We start from the raw sequence: 23,773 nt of genomic DNA, 5'->3' as shown, positions 1-23,773 counted from the left end.
GCCCCGTCATTTTGGGACATTGCCCACGACGCCCGATACGAGAAAGTTCATAGCGAGTATCTGCGAGTCCGTCATGACCCGGCCGCGCGCGAGCACCTCGTGGCCTTCGTTGTCCACGATGGGGCCGGTGAAGGGGTGCAGCTTCCCGCTCGCGATGTCCTTCTGGCGCGCGAGCGCTTCGTTGCGCACGGCCGCGGGCACCTTCGGGCCGAAGCCCTCCACGCGGACCATGCCGTCCTTCACGCCGCCCCAGAAGCTGCCGCTCTTCCAGGTCCCGTCGAGCACGGCCTTCGCGCGTTTCGTGTAGTAGTCGCCCCAATGGTGCGTGACGGCGACGATCTGCGCATCCGGTGCCACGCGGCGCATGTCGGAGTGATAGGCCACGGCCATCTTCCCGCGTTCCTCGGCCGCCGCCATCACCGCGGTGGAGCCGGTGTGGAAGGCGATCACATCGGCGCCGGTGTCGAAGAGCGCCATCGCGGCGTCGCGCTCCTTCGGCGGATCGAACCATTCGTTCAGCCAGATCACCTTCACCTGCGCCTTCGGGTTCACCGAGCGCATGCCGAGCGTGAAGGCGTTGATGCCCTGCAGGACTTCGGGAATCGGAAAGCCCGCGACGTAGCCCGCGACGTTCGACTTCGTCATGCGGCCGGCGACGATGCCCGCGAGATAGCGGCCTTCGTAGTAGCGCGCGTTCGCCGCGGCCACGTTCGGTGCGGTCTTGTAGCCGGTGATGGATTCGAACTTCACGCCGGGAAAGTCCTTCGCGACCTTCATCGTCGGCTCCATGTAGCCGAAGCTGGGGGTGAAGATGAGCTTGTGCCCGGTGGCCGCGAGGTCGCGGATGACGCGTTCGGCATCGGCGCCTTCGGCCACGTTCTCCACGTAGTCGGTCTTCACGCGGGGGCCGAGCGCGGCCTGCACGGCGATGCGTCCTTCCTCATGCTGATGAATCCAGCCGGCGTCGGTGACGGGGGCGACGTAGACGAAGCCGATCCTGAGGGGCTCCTTGTCCTGGGCGAGCGACGAGGGGGAAATCGAAAACAGACAGGCGGCCGCGAACGCGGCAGCGAGGTTTTTGTACATGGTGTTCCTCTACATGGCTCCGGAGGCCGCCGGAGCGCGGATGGGCGAAACCGTGAATTCTAAGGTCCCGCGCACGCCGGCCCGCCGATTGCGTATAAAGGAACCCGCAATCCAACATCTCGACTCCAGGGCCCTTCGATCCATGCGCAAATACAACGGCCGCAGCCAGGTTCTCGTCACCGGCGGCGCGGGCTTTCTCGGCAGCCACCTCTGCGACCGTCTCCTCGGCGAAGGCCACGATGTCATCTGCGCCGACAACCTCTTCACCGGCAGCAAGCGCAACATCGAGCATCTGCTTGCCCACCCGAGGTTCGAGCTGATGCGCCACGACGTGACCTTTCCGCTGTACGTGGAGGTCGACGAGATCTACAACCTCGCCTGCCCCGCCTCGCCCGTGCACTACCAGCACGACCCCGTGCAGACGGTGAAGACGAGCGTGCACGGCGCGATCAACATGCTGGGGCTTGCCAAGCGCACGGGCGCGCGCATCTTCCAGGCGTCCACGAGCGAGGTCTACGGCGACCCCGACGTGCATCCGCAGACCGAAAGCTACTGGGGCCGCGTGAACCCGATCGGCGTGCGAAGCTGCTACGACGAAGGCAAGCGCTGCGCGGAGACGCTCTTTTTCGACTACCACCGCCAGTACGGGCTCGACATCCGCGTCGCGCGCATCTTCAACACGTACGGTCCGCGCATGCACCCCAACGACGGCCGCGTCGTGTCCAACTTCATCGTGCAGGCGCTGCGCGGCGAGCCGATCACGATCTACGGCGAAGGCGAGCAGACGCGCAGCTTCTGCTACGTGGACGACCTGATCGACGGCTTCGTGCGCTACATGCGGCTGGAGGGCCCTGTGCCGGGGCCGATCAACCTCGGCAACCCGAACGAATTCACGATCGCCTCGCTCGCGCAACTCGTGATCGAGCTCACGAACTCGCGCTCGTCCCTCGTGAAGCGCCCTCTGCCCTCGGACGACCCGATGCAGCGCCAGCCCGACATCGCACGCGCGCGCGAAACGCTGCAGTGGGAGCCCAGGGTGCAACTGCGCGAAGGCCTCGCGCGCACCATCGACTACTTCGACCAGCTGCTGCGCGAGGGGAGTTGATCATCGAGCTTCGCAGCTCGAGCGTCCGCGTTCCATCGGCTGCGAGGTGGCGGGTTGCCTGGTCGAAGACACGATGGCCATCGCGCGCCACGCTCAAGGCACCAGCGTCGCCTCGTGCACCCACGCCTGCGGCTTCATCCGCAGCGGCCGGTACCGCGCTTGCGCCCATTCCTCGCTCATGTCGTCGTACCGCGAACTGAACACGAGTCCGCTCTGCCCGGTCTGGTAGATGAACCGCGACTTCTCCGGGTCCGCGAGGTCGTAGATCGCGCGCAGGCTCGGGCCATGACGGGTCGCGAACGGCAGGCGCGCCTCGCCGGCCCAGTACTGGCCCACGTTCACGGTCCACGGGTCGCCGGCCGAAGGCACGCTCACGTCGAAGAAGCGCGCGAGCGCTGCCACGTTGTCGAACGGCCGATGCGCCGAAAGCGCCGGATGCGAGCGGCCCCAGCGCCACACGGCAACGTCGCCGCCTTGCTGCGCCGACAGCCGGTCGAGCGCGGCGCCGAGCGCGCGCGAGGACTGTCCGGCGCAGCCGGTGGGGCCGCACCACCACGCGCCGACTTTCGGATCGAGCAGCATCCGCTCGATGCCGGCGCGGAAGGTCCGCTTGCCGTACATCGCATTGAACCTCGCCTCGCCGATCTTCGGCATGACGAGGCCGCGCGTGATTTCATCCGCCCAGTACGCGAAGATCGCCGCCGCCGCGCTGTCCGAGCGCATGTTGCCGTCGAAGGTTTTCAGCTCGGCCTGCGCGGCCGCCGCGAGCGGGTGACTGCTCGCCGTCTGCCGCAGCACCGGCAAGAGCCGCATCGTCGCGAGCGACAGCGTGTCCGCCTGGATGGCGCGCACCGTCTCGAAATCGTGCTTCGGCGTCGCGGCGAGCAAGGCCTCGATGCGATCGAACCGCTCCGGCGTCACCCAGTCCTGCCCGATGAAGTAAGGATAGTCCGGTGCGGCCACGCGCTGATTGGCCGTCGCATACCAGCCCTTGGCGGCAATGTCGGCATGCGTCGCGCCCGGCACTTCGCTCGCGGGCACCCAGCCCGACCAGTCGTACTTCGCCTCCCATCCGGGCGCCGGCGCGATGCCGCGGATGTCGTTGCCGGCCGCGCGCAGCGGAATGCGGCCGATGGCCCGGTACACGGTGCGGCCCTGCGTGTCGGCGGCCACCATGTTCTGCGTGGGCGTGTGATAGAGCGCGAAGCCCGCGAGCAGCTCGTCGACGTTGCGCGCGAGGTTCGCCCGCAGGCCGCCCAGCACCGTCTGGTTGTCGGCATCGAGCGCGGTCCAGCGCAGCGCAAGAACGAACTTCTTCGTGTCGACCACCGTTTCGTACGCCGCATTGGCGTCGCTCATCACGGGCCCGTGGCGCGTGCTGCGCACCACGAGTTTCTCGTCGGGGTGCCCTTTCACGTGAATGATCTCTTCGCGCGTCTCGAAATCGGCCCAGCCCGTGGGGGTGCGGTACTGGCGAGGGTTGTCCGGATTGATCTGTTCGAGGTACAGGTCCTGCACGTCCGGGCCGGTGTTCGTGAAGCCCCACGCCACGTCCGCGGTGCGGCCCAGCACCACCGAAGGCAGCCCCGGAAAGGTGGCGCCGATCACGTCCATCATCCGGCCGTCGGCCGCGGGCGCCTTCAGCCGCGCGAAGTACCAGATCGCGGGCGCGCTCAGACCGAGGTGCGGATCGTTCGCGACGATGGGCTTGCCGCTGGCGGTGTGCGAACCCGCGATCACCCAGTCGTTGGAGCCGACGCCTTGCAAGTCGCCGAGCCCGCGCGTCCACGCATCGAGCTGCGGCAGCGCCGCGACCGCTTCCGGCAGCGGCGCGGCCTGCGCCGTCTTGCCGTCGGCGCCATGCGCGCGATACACGCCGAGCGAGCGATAGAGCTTCGCAAGATCGACCGCGGTCGCGGGCGCTTCCCCGGGATACGGCGGCATCAGCTCCCACAGCTGCGCCGTGTCGAGCCGCTGCAGCAGTGAAAGGCGCGTGAATTCCGTGCCCCAGTTGCCGCTCAGATCGAGCCCCATCATGATCACCCAGGCGACGCTGTCCTGCGGTGTCCACGCGCCGGGCCTCACGCCGAGGATGTGGAACTCGGGCGGAAGTGCCTGCGAACTCGTGGCGTGAAAGGCATCGATCCCGCGCGCGTAAGCCTGCAGCAGCGCCTGCGCGTCGAGCGGCAAGCGCTCGTACTGCGCCTGCGCGGCACGCATCACGCCGAGCTTGCGCAGCGTGCGGTCCGTCTCGAGCGTGGCGGGGCCGAACACTTCGCTCAGCTCGCCGTGCATCACCCGGCGATTGAATTCGAGCTGCCAGCCGCGTTCCTGAGCGTGCACGTAGCCGAGGGCGAAGTACGCGTCGGCGACGCTCTTCGCCTCGATGTGCGTGACATCCGATGCATCGCGCCGCACCTGCACCGAAGCGGCGAGGCCGGGCGCCTTCAGTTCGCCGTCGAGTGCGGGAAACGCGCGCCAGACGTAGACCGCGGCGGCCAGGCCGAGCGCGGCAAGCAGCGCGGCGAGCCCGCGCAGCGCGATCTTCATCGTTCTCATGTCGGTCAGCCGAAGGCGGCGAATGTCTCCTCGAGCCGGTCAATGTAGCGCTTGCGCGCGGACTCGTCGATGAAGCTCGCCTCGAAGCTGTTTCGGGCGAGCCGCCACGCGTGGTCCCCCCGCATGCCCGTGGCGGCGAAGGTGCGCTCGAAGTTGTCGTTCACGTAGCCGCCGAAGTACGCGGGGTCGTCCGAATTGACGGTGACGCACAGGCCCCCTTCCAGCAGTTGCTTCAGGTTGTGGTCTTCCAGGCGCGGGAACACGCGCAGCTTCAGATTGGAAAGCGGGCACACCGTGAGCGGAATGCGTTCCTTCGCGAGGCGCCGCATGAGCGCCTCGTCGCGGCTCGCCCGCACGCCGTGGTCGATGCGCTCCACGTGCAGCACGTCGAGCGCGGACCGGATGTATTCCGGCGGCCCCTCCTCGCCCGCATGCGCGACGCGGTGCAGCCCGAGCTCGCCGCAGCGCGCGAAGACGCGCGCGAATTTTTCCGGCGGATGGCCGACCTCGCTCGAATCGAGGCCGACGCCGATGAACCGGTCGCGATGCGGCAGCGCCTGCTCCAGCGTCTCGAAAGCGTCCTGCTCGCTCAGGTGCCGCAGGAAGCACAGGATGAGCGAGGCATCCACGCCCAGCTGCGCGCGCGCTTCCTCGCAGGCGCGATGCAGGCCGTTCATGACGGCGTCCATCGCCACGCCGCGCGCGGTGTGCGTCTGCGGGTCGAAGAAGATCTCGGCATGCACCACGTTGTCCGCCGCCGCGCGCTGCAGGTACGCCCACGCCATGTCGTGAAAGTCCTCCTCGCGAAGCAGCACGCTCGCGCCGGCGTAGTAGATGTCCAGAAAGGTCTGCAGGTTCGTGAACGCGTAGGCGCGCCTGAGCGACTCCACCCCCGAATAGGGGAGGGTCACGCCGTTGCGCTCGGCGAGCCGGAAGATCAGTTCGGGCTCCAGGGAGCCTTCGATGTGGATGTGGAGCTCGGCCTTGGGCATGCGCTTCAGGAGCGCGGGCAGGAGGGCGGGCTCGATGGAGCGTTCGGCCGGGTGCGGTGCTTGCATGGATGCCGAGGATATCCCGTCAAGGTGGCGTTTGCTCCCTTGACGAGTGCAGTCCGGCTATGACCGAATGGGCCGGCACGCGCCCAACCGGCGCGCAAGGACGCGCGGTGCGACCCGCACCGAACGCACACTGGAAAGAGGAGTCCCCGCACCATGTTCGCTTCGAATCATCCCTGGCGCGCCCTCTGGCGCCCACTCTGCCGTCTCACCCTGGCGTCGTCGTGCGCGGCCGTCCTGCTCGCGGCCTGCGGTGGCGGCTCGGACCCCGTGGCTGCCGGCGACGCCGCGCCGCTTGCGGCCGTCCCGCAGACCCAGCCCCGCGCGGCAGCCGCGCCCCACGACATCGACAATGGCGTCTCGAGCGTCCGAACGGACGGCAAGGCCTCGCGCGCGGACAGCCGCTACACCAACAAGGTGTACATCGTGCAGCTCGCCGAGGAGCCGGTGGCAGGCTACCGCGGCACGATCCGCGGCCTGGCCGCGACGCGACCGGCCCGCGGCCACAAGATCGATTCGGCCGATCCGGCGGTGAGCGCCTACCGGTCCTATCTCCAGTCGCGGCACGACAAGCTGGTGCGCGCGGTGGGCGGGCGCAAGCTCTACAGCTATGCGCACGTCTTCAACGGCTTCAGCGCGGAGCTCTCCGACGAGCAGGCGCAGCAACTTCGCGCGACCAAGGGCGTGCTCTCGGTCACCAAGGACCGCGCCCGCCACGTGACGACCGCTTCGACCCCCGCATTCCTCGGGCTCTCGGGCGATACGGGCTTCTGGAACCAGACCGGCGCCACGGGCGACGGCGTGATCATCGGCCTCGTGGACGGCGGCGTCTGGCCCGAGTCGCCGAGCTTCAGCGACGAGGCGGACGCCAACGGCGTCTATACGCCCGGCAGCGGCTCCACCTACCCGCGGCTCGCGCGCTGGCACGGCCTGTGCGAAAAGGGCGAGGAGTTCCGCCCGAGCATGTGCAACGGCAAGCTGATCGGCGCTCGCCACTACAACGCGGCCTGGGGCGGCGACGCGGGCATCGACGCGAGGATGCCGCACGAATACAACTCGCCGCGCGACTGGGGCGGCCACGGCACGCACACGTCGAGCACCGCCGGGGGCAACCGCAGCGTTCCGATCACGGGTCCGGCGGCCCTCTTCGGCAGCGTGAACGGCATGGCCCCGCGCGCGCGCATCGCGATGTACAAGACGTGCTGGGACGACGGCAGCGGCGGCACCTGCTTCGAAAGCGACTCCATGGCGGCGATCGACCAGGCCGTGGCCGACGGCGTCGACGTGATCAACATGTCGGTGGGCGGCTCCAACGACTCGTCGCTCGACCCGGTGGAACTCTCGTTCATGTACGCCGCGGATGCCGGCGTGTTCGTGGCGGTCTCGGCCGGCAACGACGGTCCCACCCCCAGCACGGTCGAACACCCGAGCCCCTGGCTCACGACGGTGGCCGCGGGCACGCACAACCGCATGACGCAGGCGACCGTGACGCTTGGCAACAGCAATCAGTACACCGGCGCTTCGCTCAACTTCACCAACGTCCCCGCGACGGCGCTCATCGACGCGAAGAACGCGGGTCTGCCGGGGGCGAACCCGACGAAAGTCGCCCTGTGCTTCACCGCCGCGGACAACGCCGATGCGTCGCTCGGCCTGCCCACCGCGACCGGGCCGGTGCTCGATCCGGCGAAGATCACGGGCAAGATCGTCGTGTGCGACCGCGGCTCGAATGCGCGCGTCAACAAGAGCGCCGCGGTGCTCGCAGCCGGCGGCGTGGGCATGATCCTCATCAATCCCACGACCAATTCGCTCAACAACGACTTCCACTCGGTGCCCACGGTGCACCTGCAGGCGACCGACTACACGGCCGTGAAGAATTACGCGGACACGGCCGACAGCCCGACCGGCGCCATTCCGGTCGCAACCGTGCTCACCAACGTCGATGCGCCCTTCCAGGCCGACTTCTCCTCGCGCGGGCCGACGCTCGCGGCCGGCGGCAACCTGCTGAAGCCCGACATCACGGCGCCCGGCGTGGACGTGCTCGCCGCCGTCGCGCCGCCCGGCAATTCGGGCCGCAGCTTCGACATCTACAGCGGCACCTCGATGGCGAGCCCGCACATCGCCGGCATCGCGGCGCTCTTCAAGCAGGCGAAGCCCTCGTGGACGCCCATGATGATCAAGTCGGCGCTCATGACCACCGCGTCCGACGTGCTGGGCGGCTCCAACACGGACGCCACGTACATCTTCGGCCAGGGCGCGGGCCACGTGCAGCCGAAGAAGGCGCTCGACCCCGGGCTCGTGTTCGATTCCAGCTTCCTCGACTGGCTGGGCTATCTCTGCGCGACCGACCTCGGCACCGACTACTGCGACTACTACGGCATCCCGATCGTGCAGCCGGTCGACGTGAACGTGGCGTCGCTCGCTGCCGCCAGCATCGCGGGCTCCCAGTCGCTCACGCGCTACGTGACGAACGTGGGCGCCTCGGGCACTTACACGCCGCACGTGGACGGCATGAGCGGCTTCACGGTGGACGTGCAGCCGCCCTCGCTCTACCTCGCGGCCGGCCAGACGAAATCGTTCACCGTCACCCTCACGCGCAACGGCGCCACGCTCAACGCCTACGCGGGCGGCCAGCTCACCTGGAGCGACGGCACGCACACCGTGCGCCTGCCGATGGTCGCCCGGCCCGTCGCGCTGAAGGCGCCCGTGGAGGTGACGGGCTCCTACAGCGTCAAGTTCGGCTACTCGGGTTCGTTCACCGTCACGCCGCGTGGACTCGTCGCGGCCGCGCCGTCCAAGGGGTCGGTCGCAACCGACAAGCACGTCGACATCCCGATCACCGTGCCCGCGGGGACGACCTATGCGCGCTTCGCGCTCTTCGACGCCGACGTGTCGGTGAAGAATGCCGACCTGGACCTCGAGGTCTACAGGAACGGCGCGCTGGTCGGCCTGAGCGGCACGGCCACCGCGACCGAACGGGTGAGCCTGCGCGATCCGACGCCGGGAACCTACGTGGTGCGCGTGATCGGCTACGACACGCGCGGCAAGACGGCGAAGTTCACGCTCTCCAGCTGGCTGCTCGGCTCGGCCGATGCGGGCAACCTGAAAGTCGCCGCCACGTCCACGGCGACGGTCGAGACGACGGCCGGCGTCACGCTGCAGGCGTGCCCGCGGACCGCGAAGAAGGTCAACCCGGCGGGCCACGGCTGCACGCTGCAATCCGGCGTGAGGTACCTGGGATCGGTGGTCTACGGCGGCGCGAGCGGCATGCCGCCGCCCACGATCGTGTTCCTCGAATGACGAGGCCCGCACCATGAGGGTCCGGGTTCTCTCGTTCGGCGTTTCGCTGGACGGATTCGGCGCGGGCCCGCGGCAGGACCTTGCCCATCCGCTCGGAGTCGGCGGGCCCGCGATCTTCGAATGGTTCTTCCCGACGCGCGTGTTCCAGCGCATGCATGGGCAAGGCGAGGGCGAGACCGGCATCGACAACACGATGGCCGAGCGCGGCTTCGACAACATCGGCGCGTGGATTCTCGGGCGCAACATGTTCGGCCCGGTGCGCGGACCCTGGCCCGACGAGAGCTGGCGGGGCTGGTGGGGGGAGGAGCCCCCCTACCGCGTGCCCGTGTTCGTCCTCACGCACCATCCGCGCGCGCCGCTCGTCATGCAAGGCGGCACCGAATTCCGCTTCGTCACCGACGGCATCCATTCGGCGCTCGAGCAGGCGAAAGCCGCGGCGTCCGGCAAGGACGTGCGAATCGGCGGCGGCGTGTCCACGGTGCGGCAGTATCTCGAGGCTCGCCTCATCGACGATCTCCACATCGCGATGCGGCCGGTGTTCCTGGGCGAAGGAGAGGCGCTCTGGCACGGGCTCGACCTGCGCGCGCTCGGCTATGAATGCACGCAAGCCGTCGCCGGCGAACGGGCCACGCACCTCACGATACGTAAGAAGGTCTGATTCCAGGCACTTTTTCCGTTGACCCCGGCCGGGGGTGCACTAGCATTGGCGAATCGTCAGGCTCATCCAGGAGACCACAACTTGAAGAACACCGCCCTCCTCGCGCTCGGCGTGCTGGCTTGCACGGGCGCCGCCGCCTTCGACGCATCGGACAAGCCGGACGCCCGCGCGATGCGCGAATCGCAGGACCAGGCGGACGACCCGCCGCGGCTCGGCTCGCACTTCACGCGCGAAGAGCACGAGCGCCGGCGCGAAGACCTCGAACACCGCCGTGAACGCGAAACCCTGGAGGACGCTGAGCGCGAGGCGAGGCGCGATGCGAAGCGCCCGGCCAGGACACCGCCCAGCCCGAACATGACTTACCACGGCGGCAAGATCATGACCACCGTGGTGTCGAAAGCGATCTTCTGGGGCCCCAAGTGGGCAGACCCGGCCTTTGCCAAGGACAAGATCACGGGCCTGGACAACTGGTACACGTACCACAGCGGCTCGAACTACGCCGCGGCGTCGAACGAATACACCGGCAGCAACGGCAAAGTCGGCTCCACGGGCTTGCTGCACCTGGGCCACGTGATCGACACGACGAAGGCCAGCAACGGCGCGATCACGTCCGCCATCCTGGGCGAGGTCTGCAGGATGATCCCCACGCCCGACCCGCAGGGCAACGGCTACTACCCCGTGTACACGGACGTGCGCCGCGGCCGCGCGGGCTATTGCGCGTGGCACAGCTACGGCACGTGCCACGGCATCCCGGTGCAGTTCGGCTTCTTCTTCGATCTCGAGGGCGACAGCGGCTGCGACCCCGGCGACAACCCCGCCATCACGGGCCACTCGCAGGGGCTCGCGGCGCTCGCCAACGTCACCGGTCACGAAATCGCCGAAGCCCGCAGCGACCCCGCGAATCCCGGCGCGTGGTACGACCCGCAAGGCGCCGAGAACGGCGACAAGTGCGCATGGACCTTCAACACGCCCTACGTGACTTTCTCCGATGGCGGCAAGTGGCGCATCCAGGGCGAATGGTCGAACGCGGCTTACAACAACAAGACGGGCTACGCCAACCTTTCCGGCCAAAAGGGATGCCTGGACGGACATTGAGCGGCGCGCTGCTCGCTCTTGCCGCCCTTTCGCTCGCCGCGGCGGACAGCGCGTGCGCGCAGCCGGCTCGCGGGGCGGGACCTGGCGCCATGTCTGGCGGGGCCGCGGCCGCGACGCGCGATGTGTCCCGCTTTCTCGTGCTGGAGCGCGGCTTGCAGCAGGCCATGGCATCGGGCGACGCGGCCTCCGTGCGCGAGCGCGTCGCGAACGATTTCGAGCTCCGGGTGCCCGCGTCGGCGCAGACCACGGATCGGGAGCATTGGCTGCGGTCTTCGCTGCGACGCGCAAGTGGCGTGGTGCGCGACCTGTCGGTGCGCGAGGAGGGCGGGCTCTCGATCGTGAGCTTCCTCCTGGTCGGTGCGCGCCAGCGCACGCGCTTCGTCGTGGATGTGTGGAAAGGCGAGGCGCTCGTCGCGCGCTACGAGAGCCCCGCCGTGGCACCGAAGGGACCTTCGCGCCCCTCGGGGCGCGAATAGAAAGCCGGCGACGCCCTACTTCTTGTCGCCTCCCGGCACCTTGCCTTCCACGCCCTTCACGTAGAAGCTGATGCCGACCAGGAACTTGTCGTCGGCCACCGCGTCCTTGGCGAGTACTTCCTTGCCCGCGTTGTCGTGGATCGGGCCCTTCCAGATCACGAGGCTGCCGTCCTTGAGACCGGCCTTCACCTTGTCCAGAGCCTGCTTCGCGTCGTCCGGAACGTCCGCCGCGACCGAAACGAAATCGATCGCGCCTTCCTTCACGCCCCACCAGATCTTGTCCGGCTGGCTCTTCCAGGTGCCGTCCAGCACGTCCTTCGTGGTCTTGATGTAGTACGGCGCCCAGTTGATGACGGCCGAACCCAGATGCGCCTTCGGGCCGTAGCTGGACATGTCGCTGTCCCATCCGAACGCGCGCTTGCCGAGCTTTTCAGCCGTCTGCAGCACCGCCGACGAGTCGGTGTTCTGCATCAGCACGTCGGCACCGCCGTTGATGAGGGCCGTGGCGGCTTCCGTTTCCTTCGGCGGATTGAACCAGTCGCCCACCCACACGACCTTGGTCTTCACCTTCGGATTGACCGACTGCGCGCCCATCGTGAAGCTGTCGATGTTGCGGATCACCTCGGGAATCGGGATCGAGCCGACCACGCCCAGCTGGTTCGTCTTGGTCATCTTGCCTGCGACCACGCCCGCCATGTACGCGCCCTCGTAGGTGCGGCTGTCGTAGATGCGCAGGTTGGGGGCGGTCTTGTAGCCGGTCGCGTGCTCGAACTTCACGTCGGGCGAATCGGCCGCGACCTTGAGCATCGGCTCCATGTAGCCGAACGTCGTGCCGAAGATGAGCTTGTTGCCCTGGGCGACCATGTCGCGCAGCACGCGTTCGGCGTCGGCCGACTCGGGCACCTTCTCGACGAAGCTCGTCTGCACCTTGTCGCCGAATTCCTTTTCGATCGCCTTGCGGCCGTTGTCGTGCGCGAAGGTCCAGCCGCCGTCGCCCACCGGGCCGACGTAGGCGAAGGCGATCTTCAGCGGCGCGGGCTTGGGCGCCGGGGCGGGCGCGGCAGCCGTGGGCGCGGGCGCGGGAGCAGGCGCGGGCGCCTCTTCCTTGCTGCAACCCACCAATGCCGCGGAAGCGGTGAGTGCCGCGAGCGCGGAGAGCTTCAGCATCGAGCGTTTCTTGAGGTCGGTCATCTTCTTTCCTTCGTCTGGTCGAGGAGTGCGGGTGATTGCCAAGTGGCGGATTATGTGCCCGGATAGAAGGGCTTTCCAAGCGAGGCCGGCATGTTGATCCGGATCCACGCGGGATTGCGCGAGATGAGTGCCAGCACCACGATGGTGGCGAGGTACGGCAGCATGTTCAGGAACTCGCTGGGCACCTCGACGCCGGCGCCCTGCATGGAGTACTGCATCATCGTCACGCCGCCGAAGAGATAGGCCCCCAGCAGCACCCGCGTGGGCCGCCAGGTGGCGAACGTGGTGAGCGCAAGCGCGATCCAGCCCTTGCCCGCGACCATGCCCTCGACCCACAGCGGCGTGTAGATGACCGACATGTACGCGCCCGCGAGCCCGCAGAGCGCCCCGCCCGCGACCACGGCCGCGAGGCGGATGCCGCGCACGGGATAGCCGAGCGCGTGCGCCGATTCGGGCGATTCGCCGACCGAGCGCAGCACGAGCCCCGTGCGCGAGCGGTAGAGGAACCACATGAGCCACGCCACGAGCGCGATCGCGAGGTACACCATCGGGTGCTGGCGAAAGAGTGCCGGGCCGAGCACGGGGACGTCGCCCAGGAGCGGCACCGAGAAGTGCGGCCGCTCGGGCAGCTTCTCCTGCACGTAGCCGATGCCCGCGAACGCCGAAAACCCCGTGCCGAAGAGACTCAGCGCGAGGCCCGTGGCGTACTGGTTGGTGTTCAGCCAGATCACGAGCACGCCGAAGATCGCCGCGAGCAGCGCGCCCGCGCCCATGCCGGCCGCGAAGCCGGCCCAGTCGCTGCCGGTGTGCACCACCGCGGAGAATCCCGCGATGGCCGCGCAGAGCATCATGCCCTCGGCGCCGAGGTTGACGATGCCGGACTTCTCGTTGATGAGGAGCCCGAGCGCCGCGATGGCGAGTACGGTGCCGGCATTCAGGGTGGCGGCGAGGAGGAGTGCGTAGGATTCCATGTGTCGGTCGATTGCGTTTGGGGGGTTCACCGCAGAGGCGCAGAGAAACGCAGAGGGCCGCAGAGACCATTCTGAAATTTCTCTACGGCCCTCCGCGACCTCTGCGCCTCTGCGGTGAACAGGGGTTTCACGACTCACACCGCCTTCGCCGCGAGCGGCATGACCCGCAGGCGATACGCGATCAACGTGTCGCAAGCCAGCAGCGTGAAAAGCAGCAGCCCCTGGAACACGCCCGTGAGCGACTTCGGCAGGCCCAGGCGCGACTGGGCGAGCTCGCCGCCGATGTAGAACATGCTCATGAGAATCGCGGAGAAGACCATTCCCACCGGATGCAGCCGCCCCACGAAGGCCACGATGATGGCCGCGAAGCCATAGCCCGCGGGCACGTACGGCGTGAGCTGGCCGATCGGGCCCGCGACTTCGAGCGCACCCGCAAGACCGGCCGCGCCACCGGAAATCAGCATCGCGGTCCAGAGCGCCCGCCGCGCCGAGAAGCCCGCGTAGCGCGCGGCGTGCGGCGCGAGCCCGCCCACCTGCTGCGCGAAGCCGGCGCGCGTGCGAAAGAGAAACACCCACAGCCCCGCCACGCCCGCGAGCGCCAGCACGAGCCCGATGCTCACGCGCGAGCCCTGCATGAGACGCGGAATCTGCGTGACGGCCTCGAACGTCTTGGTCTGCGGAAAGTTGTAGCCCTGCGGGTCCTTCCACGGGCCGAATACCATGTAGTTCAATACCTGCACCGCCACGTAGACGAGCATGAGGCTCACGAGGATTTCGTTCGCGCTGAACTTGTCGCGCAGGAACGCGGTGATCGCGGCCCACAGCATGCCGCCCGCGATGCCCGCGGCGAGGATGCCCAGGACGATCCAGCGGCTCGAATCCTTGTCCGCGAGCAGCGCCACGCCGCCCGCGAACACCGCGCCGATCACGAACTGGCCTTCGGCGCCGATGTTCCACACGTTGGAGCGGAAACACACCGCGAGGCCGAGCGCGATGAGCAGCAGCGGCGTCGCCTTCACCATCAGCTCGCCGATGGCGTAGCTCGATTTGATCGGCTCCCAGAAGAACACTTCCAGGCCCTTCACCGGGTCCTTGCCGAGCGCGATGAAAAGCAGCGTGCCCAGCACCACGGTGATCGCGAGCGCGAGGATCGGCGAGGCGATGCCCCAGAACTTCGAAGTCTGCGGACGGGGTTCGAGCTTAAGCATCGGTGGCTCCGTGGTTTTGCTCCCGCTCCCTTTGAGAGAGGGTCGGCGTGAGTGGCGGCGGCGTCTCGCGCAGCGGATGCACGACCCACAGCCCGCTCATCCACTCGCCGATCTGCGTGATCGAGGCGCGCGAGCGCTCCACCGACGGCGAGAGCCTCCCCTTCGCGATCACGTGCAGCCGGTCGCAGATCTCGAAGAGTTCGTCGAGTTCCTCGCTCACGACGAGCACGGCGCAGCCCGCGTCGCGCAACTTGAGGATCTCCCCGCGAATCTGCGCGGAGGCACCGACGTCCACGCCCCACGTCGGCTGCGACACGACGAGCAGCCGCGGCTTCGCGTCGATCTCGCGGCCGACGATGAACTTCTGCAGGTTGCCGCCCGAAAGCGACTTCGCCGCCGCGTCGGCGCCGCCCGCCTTCACGTTGAAGCGGCGGATGATGTCCTCGGCCTGGCGGCGCAAGCCCCCGACATCGATCCAGCCGCTCGCGCGCACGGCGTCCGTGCGCGTGAGCAGCAGGTTCTTCGCCAGGCTGAGCGTGGGCACCGCGCCGCGGCCGAGCCGTTCTTCGGGAACGAAATGCAGGCCCAGGTGGCGACGATGCGCCGGGCCGAATCGCCCCGCCGCCTTGCCGGCCACCTGGATCATCTCTGGCACGGCGCGCGTGTCCTCGCCTGAGAGCGCATAGAGCAGCTCGCGCTGGCCGTTGCCCGACACGCCCGCGATGCCCACCACTTCGCCCGCGCGCACTTCGAGCGCGATGCCGTCCAGGTCGACGCCGAACTGGTCTTCCCGCGGCAGCGTGAGCGCATTCACCTTCAGCACCACGTCGCCCGGCGTGCGCTCGTGGTGCTCCAGCTCGGGCGGCTCCGCACCGATCATCATGCGCGAGAGCGACGCATTCGTCTCGCGTCCGGGATCGCACGTCCCGGTCACCTTGCCGCCGCGCATGACGGTGCACGCCGTGCACAGCTCGCGAATCTCGTGCAGCTTGTGGCTGATGTAGAGAATGCTGCAGCCTTCGCCCGCGAGCTTCTTCAGGACGACGAAGAGCTTCTCCACCGCCTGGGGCGTGAGCACCGACGTCGGCTCGTCGAGGATCAGGAGCTTCGGATTCGTGAGCAGCGCCCGGATGATTTCCACGCGCTGCATCTCGCCCACCGACAGCGTGTGCACGGGGCGCGACGGATCGACGTCGAGCCCGTACTCGGCCGCCTTCGCGCTGATGCTGTGCGTCACCTGGTTGAGCGTGAGCGACTTGTCCAGGCCGAGCCACACGTTCTCGGCCACGGTCAGCGTGTCGAACAGGCTGAAGTGCTGGAACACCATGCTGATGCCCAGGTGACGCGCCTCCTGCGGGTTGCGGATATGAACGGGCTGGCCGTCGACCATCACGCTGCCCTCGTCGGGCTTCACCGTGCCGTAGATGATCTTCATCAGCGTGGATTTGCCGGCGCCGTTTTCGCCGAGCACGGCGTGCGTCTCGCCGGGCTGCACGGTGAGCGACACGTCGTCGTTGGCCACCACCGCCGGGTAGCGCTTCGTGATGTGCGCGAGCTGCAATCTCGGAATGCTCACTTGAGCGTGTCTCCTGTGAAATCGGTGTGGCTCATTGTTGTTTTTTGCAGGGAAGCGGCCACGTTCCTGATGCGCTCGCGCAGCCACTTCGCCGAAGCGGATGCGTGCGAGCGTTCGTGCCACAGCTGGTAGTACACGAGCTGCGGGAATTCGATGGGACATGCGAGCACCCTCACCGGCAGCCTGTCGGTGAAACGTTCGCAGAACTGGCGGCCGGTGGTGAGCACGAGCAAGCTCGATGCCACCATGCGCGGAATGAGCCCGAAGTGGGGGCAGCGCGCCGTGATGTTGCGGCTCAGGCCGAGACCTTCGAGGTGATCGTCGATCACGCCCTTCGCCCCGGGGTGCGTCGGCGTGGGCGCGATGTGCTCGGATTCGAGCCAGGCATCCGCATCCCAGCCGCGGCGCACGGCCGGGTGGTCGTTCGACACGAGCGACACAACGTCGTCGGCGAAGAGCTTGCCCAGGTGCAGGTCTTGCGGCGGCTTCAGCCAGTTGCCGATCACCACGTCGAAGTCGCCCTGACCGAGGTGCGCGTGATAATCCGAATCCGCCGACAGAGGATGGATTTCGATGTGGCAAAGCGGCGCGTTCGACTTGATCTGCGAAACGAGCTGCGGCAGGAAAAGCGGATCGAGATAGTCGCTCGCCGCGACGCGGAAGGTGCACGCCGCATGCTGAGGCTCGAAGCCGCGCGTGTCGGAGAACAGCATTTCGGCGGCACGAAGAATGCTCGCGCTCGGCTCGATCATGCGCAGCCCCGCGTCGGTGGGCACCATGCCGGCGCCGGAACGCACCAGCAGGGGGTCACCGGCCAGCTCGCGCAGGCGCTTGAGCGACGCGGACACGGCCGGCTGATGCATGCCGAGCCGCAGGGCTGCCTTGGAGACGCTTCGTTCGGTGAGCACGGTATGCAAGACCCTGATCAAGTGGAGGTCTATCTTGTCGAAAAGCGCCTGGTCTCTCATACCTCGTCCTGCATTGAAGCCATACGGGCGCCCATATGCCGGGACTCAGGGTTGACCCCTACCCTCGGGCCATCCGGGAAAACGAATCCTGCACTGAAGATGAAGACGATGGAAGCAAAGACGATCCGGTTCTGGCGCGCCGGCGAACTCGTGAGCCTGGGCAATGTACCACCCGATAGAACGCTGCTGGAAGTGCTGCGCGAAGACCTCGGGTGCACCGGAACCAAGGAGGGATGCGGCGAAGGCGACTGCGGCGCCTGTACGGTCGTGCTCGGCGAGCCGCGCGGCGACGCGCTCGAATATCGCGCGATCAACAGTTGCATCCGCCTTGCGCACTCGATCGACGGGATGGCGCTGTGGACGGTCGAAGACCTCGCCGATGCCGGGGGCCGGCTGCACCCCGCGCAGGAGGCGATGGTGCAGTGCCACGGCTCGCAATGCGGCTTTTGCACGCCGGGCTTCGTGATGAGCCTCTTCGGCATGTACCAGAACCATGTGTGCCGCGGCGAGACCATCACCCGCGAACTGGCTCAGGAGGAACTCTCCGGCAATCTGTGCCGCTGCACCGGCTACCGGCCGATCCTCGATGCCGCGCAGCGGATGGAGAAGCTGCCCGCGGTGCAGATCGATGAAGCGCACGTCGCCGCGCAGTTGAATTCGCTCGCGCGCGAGCGCGCGTCGTTGCCCGCTTCGGGCCGTTACCTGCTGCCGCATTCGCTGCGCGAACTGCTCGCGCTGCGCGCCAGGCATCCCGATGCGCAGATCGTGGCGGGCTGCACCGACGTGGGGCTCTGGGTGACGAAGATGCACATGCGCTTCGCGAAGGTGCTCGACGTGACGCAGGTCGAGGAATTGCGCAGGATCGAGACGTACGAGAACCACGTTGCCATCGGTGCGGCCGTGACGCTCTCCGACGCGTTCGGTGCGCTCGTCGCCGAGCGGCCGCAACTCGAGGTGTTCGCCAACCGCTTCGCGGGCTTGCCGGTGCGCAACTCGGGCACCCTCGGCGGAAATGTGGCGAATGGCTCGCCCATCGGCGACTCGATGCCGCTTCTGATCGCGCTCGGTGCGCACGTGGTGCTCATGAGCGAGCGGGGGCATCGCGATTTGCCGCTGGAGGATTTCTACACGGGCTATCGGAAGAACGTGCTGGCGGCGGACGAGGTGCTCGCGTGGATCAAGGTGCCGCGGCCCGCCCCTCACCCCGGCCCTCTCCCTCTCCCTCTCCCGCTTGCGGGAGAGGGTTGGGGTGAGGGTCGGGAGTTCCTCCGCGCCTACAAGATCAGCAAACGCTACGACGACGACATCTCCGCCGTCTGCCTTGTCATCAACATGACAGTGACCGAAGGCATCGTGCGGCACGTTCGCATCGGCGCGGGCGGCGTTGCTGCCACGCCCGCGCGGGCGATCCGGACCGAAGCCACCGTCTTCGGCCAGCCATGGAACCTCGACACCGTCCATCGCGCGACGAAGCAGCTGCGCGAAGAGTTCCACCCGATCGGCGACATGCGCGCATCGGCGCAGTATCGTTCGGAAGTGCTCGGCAACCTCATGCAGCGCTTCTGGCTGGAAAGCCAGGGACGCTCGCAGATCAACCTGGAGCGCTTCCGGCTCGAGGAGGCGACCGAATGAACGCACCCGACACATTCCTCGCGCAGACCGCGGCGGCGAAGCCCGCCACGGGCACTTCGCACTATCACGAGAGCGCCCGCGCGCAGGTTGCGGGCGCCGCCACCTACATCGACGACATCCCGGAAGTGAAAGGCACGCTGCACGCGGCGCCGATCCTGTCGAACGTCGCGCACGGCATGCTCAAAGGCATCGATGCGAGCGAGGCGCTGAAGATGGAAGGCGTGCGCGGCGTGTTCACGTCGAGGGACGTTCCCGGCGACAAGTTCCTCGCGACCTTCGTGCACGACGAGCCGATCTTCGCCGTCGACAAGGTCGAATTCATCGGACAGGTCGTGGGCGTGGTCGTCGCGGACACCGTGATGCAGGCGAGGCGCGCCGCACGCAAGGTGAAGCTCGACGTCGATCCGCTGCCCGCGATCCTCGACCCGCGCGAAGCGGCGCGCGAGCGGAGCTTCGTGCTGCCGCCCGTCACGGTTCGCCGGGGCGACCCTGAACAGGGCATCGCCGGCGCGCGGCATCGCCTGCAAGGCAGCCTCGACGTCGGCGGGCAGGAACACTTCTACCTCGAAGGCCAGGTGGGCTACGTGCTGCCGCTGGAGCAGGACCAATGGTGGGTGTATTCGAGCACGCAGCATCCCGGCGAAATCCAGCACTGGGTCTCGCACGCGCTCGGCCTTCCCAACAGCGCGGTGACGGTCGAGTGCCGCCGCATGGGCGGCGGCTTCGGCGGGAAGGAAACGCAGTCGGGCCACATCGCGGTGTGGGCGGCCGTCGCGGCGAACCGGCTGCGCCGACCGGTGAAGCTGCGCCTGGACCGCGACGATGACTTCATGATCACGGGCAAGCGCCACCCCTTCGCATACGACTACGAAGTCGGCTTCGACGACGACGGCCTCATCTGCGGACTGAAGCTCGTGCTCTCGACCAACTGCGGCTTCAGCGCGGACCTGAGCGGCCCCGTGGCCGACCGGGCCGTCTTCCACGCGGACAACGCCTACTTCCTCGGCGACGTCGAGATCGTCTCGTACCGCTGCAAGACGAACACGCAGAGCCACACGGCGTTCCGCGGATTCGGCGGGCCGCAGGGGATGATCGTGATCGAGGCGATCATGGGCGACATCGCGCGCGAGCTGGGCCTCGACCCGCTCGACGTGCGCAAGCGCAACCTCTACGGCATCGAGGAGCGCAACGTCACGCACTACGAGATGAAGGTGGAGGACAACATCCTCGCGCCGCTCGTTTCGCGGCTGGAGGAGACGTCCTCGTATCGCGAACGGCGCGAGCGCATCGCGCGCTGGAACGCGCGAAGTCCCGTGATCAAGCGCGGCATCGCGCTCACGCCGGTGAAGTTCGGCATCTCGTTCACCGCGACCTTCTTCAACCAGGCGGGCGCGCTGGTGCACGTGTACACGGACGGCAGCGTGCAGGTGAACCACGGCGGCACGGAGATGGGTCAGGGCCTGAACACGAAAGTCGCGCAGATCGTCGCGGATGAACTGGGCGTTCCATTCGATGCCGTGCGCGTGACCGCAGCCGACACGAGCAAGGTGCCGAACGCGAGCGCGACGGCGGCCTCGAGCGGCACGGACCTGAACGGCCGCGCGGCTCAGTTCGCCGCGCGCCAGGTGCGCGAGCGGCTGGCGGCCTTCGTCGCCGAGCGCAATCACTGCGAGGCTTCGCAGGTGATCTTCGCGCATGGCCAGGTGAGCACGCCCACCACGCACATCGCGTGGGAACAGCTTGTCGACGACGCCTACAAGTCGCGCGTGCAACTGTGGAGCGACGGCTTTTACAAGACGCCGAAGATCCACTACGACAAGCACACCCTCACGGGCCGGCCGTTCTACTACTTCGCGTACGGCGCCGCGTGCACGGAAGTCGCGATCGATACGCTCACCGGCGAGAACCGCGTGCTGAAAGTGGACATCCTCCACGACGTCGGCCACTCGATCAACCCGGCCATCGACATCGGCCAGATCGAAGGCGGCTTCATCCAGGGCATGGGGTGGCTCACGACCGAGCAGCTCGTGTGGAACGACAAGGGTCACCTCGCGACGCACGCGCCGAGCACGTACAAGATCCCCGCGACGGGCGACGTGCCCGAGCACTTCAGGATCGAGCTGTGGCCCGAGGCGAATCGCGAAGACAACGTGGGCGGCAGCAAGGCCGTGGGCGAGCCGCCCTTCATGCTGGCGATCAGCGTGTGGGAGGCACTGCGCGACGCGGCTTGCGCGGCGCGGGGTGGCCATGCGGTGCGGATGGATGCGCCCGCGACGGCGGAAAACGTGCTGCGAGCGGTGAAGGCGTGAACGGGTCCGGGCCCGCCATGCGGCCTCGACATGGACTGCCGAGACGCCAGCCTCACTCGTCGTGCGTCCACATTCGAAGGACTCGAACCGTTCGCTCCTTCTTGAAAATCTCGTAGACAAGACGGTGCCGCATGTTGATGCGCCTGGAGTAAGCCCCCTCCGGATCGCCCACAACCCTCTCGTAAGGTGGTGGATTCGATCGGACCCCTTGGAATTTCCACGCCCCACCCCAACTGCGCCTGCATGGGCGCGCGCGATCTCGACCTCCTCGATGCCTATTCACGCACGATCGTTTCCGTCGCGGAAAGGGTCGGCCCGAGTGTCGCCGCGATCCGAGTCGAAAACGGCAACGGCCGCACGCAAGGCAGCGGATCGGGCTTCATCTTCACCGCCGACGGCTACCTCCTCACCAACTCGCACGTCGTGCGCGCGGGCGGCCGCAAAGCGCCGCCCCCCGCCACGCGGCTGCACGCATCCTTCAGCGACGGCCGCCACTTCGTCGCGCGGTGGGTGGGCGACGACCCGCACACCGACCTCGCACTGCTGCAGGTCGACGGCCTCTCGCAAGGCGCGCTGACGCCCGCGCCGCTCGGCCGTTCGGCCGACCTGCGGCGCGGGGAGATCGCCATCGCGATCGGCAATCCGCTCGGCTTCGAGCACACCGTCACCTCCGGCATCGTGAGCGCGCTCGGCCGCAGCATGCGCGCGAACACGGGGCGGCTGATCCCGGACGTGATCCAGACCGATGCCGCGCTCAACCCCGGCAACTCGGGCGGGCCGCTCGTCGACTCGCGCGGGGAAGTCGTTGGCGTGAACACGGCCATCATCCCGCAGGCGCAGTCGATCTGCTTCGCGGTGGCGATCGACATCGCGGCGTGGGTGATTCCGCAGCTCATGCGGCACGGCCGCGTGCGAAGAGGCTACCTCGGTGTGGGCGGCAGCACGCTGGCGCTCGACCGCCGCACCATCGTGCAGGCGGGCAGCGTGCCCACGCACGCGGTGCGCGTGCTGAACGTGGAAAACGAAAGCCCGGCCGCCAGGGCCGGGCTGAAGGTCGGCGATGTGATCGTCGGCCTGGACGGCGTCGACGTGGACTCCGTCGACAAGCTCCATCAGCTGCTTACCGAGGAACGTGTGCACCGCGACTGCATGGTGAAGCTGCTGCGGCCGGGGCTGGCCGCGCCGGTCTACGTCACCGTGCGGCCCGTGGAAGCGCTGGATGCCTGAGCTGCCGGGCGCATCGGCCGCTTCGGTCCATGCATCGAAGGCACGTCAAAGGCGCGTGACGCCTTCGACGATGCCCACCAGCTTGCCGTCCACATACAGCGCGCCTTCGGGCGCGCCGCTGTCGCGGTAGATCGGATGGAACTCCACGACGTGCGGCGCGGGCTCGGCGCGCTCGGCTTGCGCCAGCTTCGCCGCGACGCGCGCGAGCACGCCGCTTGCGGTTTGCAGCACCGCCGCTGCGAGGTAGAGCAGCGTGGCACTCAGGGGGCGGGCCGTTTCTCCGGCGGCCCAGGGCAGGGTTCTCGTCATCGAAATCTCCAGAAATGGGTGGCCAAAAAACCGAGCGGCCCGGGGTTCTGTCAAAACCCCGGGCCGCTCGCGCCGACTGTGGAATGAACCGTCAGCCCGGCGGGGGCGCGTTGCCCGGGTTGTGTGCGCGCAGCACGCGCAGTGCACCGCCGATTCGCACGGCGACGGCACCGCATTCCTTCATCGAGGAATGCTGGGCGGCGGCGGCGAAGGCAATGAAGGGCGTCATGGCTGCAAACACGGGGTGGATCGGTGGGGGCGTCATCGAAGAGTCATCGATGCATCTTCTCATCGGTGAATCGTTCGACTTGCGCATATGATAAATACTCGATTATCAAGCGCAACTACCGTTTATCGGATGCGCGCTGCGGCGTTTCGTGCGCGCCACATCAGCGCTTGCGCTTGAGGGGCGCGACGCCTTGCTGCGAACGCTGCCAGAGGGAGTGCGGTTCGTCGTCCGGCGCGCCCTGCTTGCCCGCGACCTGCTTGCCCGCGGCAGGCTTGCGCAAAGGTCCCTGCGGCTGTTGCTGGACGGCAGGTGCGGGCGTCGGGGCCAGCACTTCGCCGAGCAAATCGAGCAGGCGCGTGCGTGCACGCTGCGGGTGCCGCCGGTAGTAGGTGAGCACGAGTCCCACGATGAAGCGTTCGTCGTCGTCCTGCGGAAGCGGACTCTCCACGGGCTGCGGCGCGACGGCCACCGCCGGTGCGGTGGCGGAAACCGCGCCTTCTGCGGAACCGGGGCCGTGCGGCACGTCCATCCAGCCGAAGGGCTTGTGCGAGAGGTGCTCGAACTGGCGCGCGAGGCGCTCGCCGATCTGGCGCGAGCGGCTCTTGATCTGGCTCCAGTAGCTTGGCTGAATCTGCAGCCGCTCGGCGAAGCGGCGCTCCAGGCCTCGCAGCGTCGCCGCGTCGGGGTGCTTCACCGTGCTGCGGACGAACTCATCGAACAATGCGAGCGCGTTGTCCAGGCGGACCTGGGCGACGTCGCGGGGACCGGGATGCATGGCTTGCGATGATAAAGCTTGCTTGCGCTGGCCGGGGGTTCGTGGAG

General features: G+C 67.9%; 19 protein-coding genes. 8 read left to right on the top strand and 11 right to left on the bottom strand.

Going from position 1 to position 23,773, the window contains the following annotated elements; translation table 11 throughout:
• Positions 1–6: 6 nt before the first annotated feature.
• Positions 7–1,086, bottom strand: a complete 1,080-nt coding sequence (locus VHA82_RS15845; RefSeq protein ID WP_325545399.1) for a BMP family ABC transporter substrate-binding protein — start codon at positions 1,084–1,086, stop codon at positions 7–9.
• Between the two features lie 142 nt (positions 1,087–1,228).
• Between VHA82_RS15845 and VHA82_RS15840 the strand changes: the two genes are divergently transcribed.
• Complete coding sequence (locus VHA82_RS15840) at positions 1,229–2,191, top strand: UDP-glucuronic acid decarboxylase family protein (protein WP_325545397.1); 963 nt, start codon at positions 1,229–1,231, stop codon at positions 2,189–2,191.
• A gap of 93 nt (positions 2,192–2,284) precedes the next feature.
• On the opposite strand, the gene VHA82_RS15835 is transcribed toward VHA82_RS15840, so the two are convergent.
• Together VHA82_RS15835 and VHA82_RS15830 are read right to left on the bottom strand one after the other, a co-directional pair.
• A complete protein-coding gene (locus VHA82_RS15835) occupies positions 2,285–4,750 on the bottom strand; it encodes a penicillin acylase family protein (RefSeq protein WP_325545395.1) in 2,466 nt (821 codons plus the stop codon).
• A gap of 5 nt (positions 4,751–4,755) precedes the next feature.
• Complete coding sequence (locus VHA82_RS15830; RefSeq protein ID WP_325545393.1) at positions 4,756–5,808, bottom strand: adenosine deaminase; 1,053 nt, start codon at positions 5,806–5,808, stop codon at positions 4,756–4,758.
• Between the two features lie 153 nt (positions 5,809–5,961).
• Here VHA82_RS15830 and VHA82_RS15825 point away from each other — a divergent pair, with 153 nt between their 5' ends.
• The 4 genes from VHA82_RS15825 to VHA82_RS15810 all read left to right on the top strand — a co-directional run bounded on the left by VHA82_RS15825 (position 5,962) and on the right by VHA82_RS15810 (position 11,331).
• The gene (locus tag VHA82_RS15825; protein ID WP_325545391.1) at positions 5,962–9,102 is read left to right on the top strand and encodes a S8 family peptidase; all 3,141 of its coding nucleotides are present in this window, start codon (positions 5,962–5,964) and stop codon (positions 9,100–9,102) included.
• A 13-nt stretch (positions 9,103–9,115) separates the two neighbouring features.
• On the top strand, positions 9,116–9,760 hold the full coding sequence (locus tag VHA82_RS15820; protein ID WP_325545389.1) for a dihydrofolate reductase family protein: 645 nt from the start codon (positions 9,116–9,118) through the stop codon (positions 9,758–9,760).
• 81 nt (positions 9,761–9,841) lie between these two features.
• Positions 9,842–10,855, top strand: coding sequence for a hypothetical protein (locus VHA82_RS15815; RefSeq protein ID WP_325545387.1), 1,014 nt, complete (start codon positions 9,842–9,844; stop codon positions 10,853–10,855).
• Positions 10,856–10,944: 89 nt separating this feature from the next.
• A complete protein-coding gene (locus VHA82_RS15810) occupies positions 10,945–11,331 on the top strand; it encodes a hypothetical protein (RefSeq protein ID WP_325545385.1) in 387 nt (128 codons plus the stop codon).
• A gap of 15 nt (positions 11,332–11,346) precedes the next feature.
• On the opposite strand, the gene VHA82_RS15805 is transcribed toward VHA82_RS15810, so the two are convergent.
• From VHA82_RS15805 to VHA82_RS15785, 5 genes are all read right to left on the bottom strand, one after another.
• The gene (locus VHA82_RS15805) at positions 11,347–12,522 is read right to left on the bottom strand and encodes a BMP family ABC transporter substrate-binding protein (RefSeq protein ID WP_325545383.1); all 1,176 of its coding nucleotides are present in this window, start codon (positions 12,520–12,522) and stop codon (positions 11,347–11,349) included.
• Positions 12,523–12,572: 50 nt separating this feature from the next.
• Positions 12,573–13,493 (bottom strand): ABC transporter permease, encoded by a 921-nt coding sequence (locus VHA82_RS15800; protein WP_325545381.1) that lies wholly within the window; start codon positions 13,491–13,493, stop codon positions 12,573–12,575.
• A gap of 134 nt (positions 13,494–13,627) precedes the next feature.
• A complete protein-coding gene (locus tag VHA82_RS15795; RefSeq protein ID WP_325545379.1) occupies positions 13,628–14,701 on the bottom strand; it encodes an ABC transporter permease in 1,074 nt (357 codons plus the stop codon).
• Positions 14,694–16,277, bottom strand: a complete 1,584-nt coding sequence (locus tag VHA82_RS15790; RefSeq protein ID WP_325545376.1) for an ABC transporter ATP-binding protein — start codon at positions 16,275–16,277, stop codon at positions 14,694–14,696. The genes VHA82_RS15795 and VHA82_RS15790 overlap by 8 nt, the downstream gene beginning before the upstream one ends.
• Positions 16,274–17,245, bottom strand: coding sequence for a LysR family transcriptional regulator (locus VHA82_RS15785; RefSeq protein WP_325545374.1), 972 nt, complete (start codon positions 17,243–17,245; stop codon positions 16,274–16,276). Before VHA82_RS15785 ends, VHA82_RS15790 begins: the two co-directional genes overlap by 4 nt.
• Positions 17,246–17,353: 108 nt before the next feature.
• On the opposite strand from VHA82_RS15785, the gene xdhA reads away from it, so the two are divergent.
• From xdhA to VHA82_RS15770, 3 genes are all read left to right on the top strand, one after another.
• On the top strand, positions 17,354–18,877 hold the full coding sequence (gene xdhA, locus VHA82_RS15780) for a xanthine dehydrogenase small subunit (protein ID WP_325545874.1): 1,524 nt from the start codon (positions 17,354–17,356) through the stop codon (positions 18,875–18,877).
• Positions 18,874–21,186: a xanthine dehydrogenase molybdopterin binding subunit gene (xdhB, locus tag VHA82_RS15775; protein ID WP_325545372.1), complete on the top strand. Its 2,313-nt coding sequence runs from the start codon at positions 18,874–18,876 to the stop codon at positions 21,184–21,186. Before xdhA ends, xdhB begins: the two co-directional genes overlap by 4 nt.
• A 243-nt stretch (positions 21,187–21,429) precedes the next feature.
• A complete protein-coding gene (locus VHA82_RS15770; RefSeq protein WP_325545370.1) occupies positions 21,430–22,413 on the top strand; it encodes a S1C family serine protease in 984 nt (327 codons plus the stop codon).
• A gap of 45 nt (positions 22,414–22,458) precedes the next feature.
• Here the strand turns inward: VHA82_RS15770 and VHA82_RS15765 are convergent, their stop codons facing one another.
• From VHA82_RS15765 to VHA82_RS15755, 3 genes are all read right to left on the bottom strand, one after another.
• Positions 22,459–22,722 carry a hypothetical protein gene (locus VHA82_RS15765; protein WP_325545368.1) on the bottom strand — a complete coding sequence of 88 codons (264 nt, stop codon included), beginning with the start codon at positions 22,720–22,722 and terminating at the stop codon, positions 22,459–22,461.
• Between the two features lie 91 nt (positions 22,723–22,813).
• Entirely contained in the window at positions 22,814–23,038 is a 225-nt protein-coding gene (locus VHA82_RS15760) for a hypothetical protein (RefSeq protein ID WP_325545366.1), read from the bottom strand.
• Between the two features lie 73 nt (positions 23,039–23,111).
• Entirely contained in the window at positions 23,112–23,726 is a 615-nt protein-coding gene (locus VHA82_RS15755) for a hypothetical protein (protein WP_325545364.1), read from the bottom strand.
• Between the last annotated feature and the right edge of the window lie 47 nt (positions 23,727–23,773).

The organism is Ramlibacter sp. (genome assembly GCF_035548915.1).
GTDB lineage: Bacteria > Pseudomonadota > Gammaproteobacteria > Burkholderiales > Burkholderiaceae_C > Ramlibacter.
The sequence above is the reverse complement of the archived record's forward strand: the minus strand, read 5'-3'. Positions and strand labels throughout refer to the sequence as shown.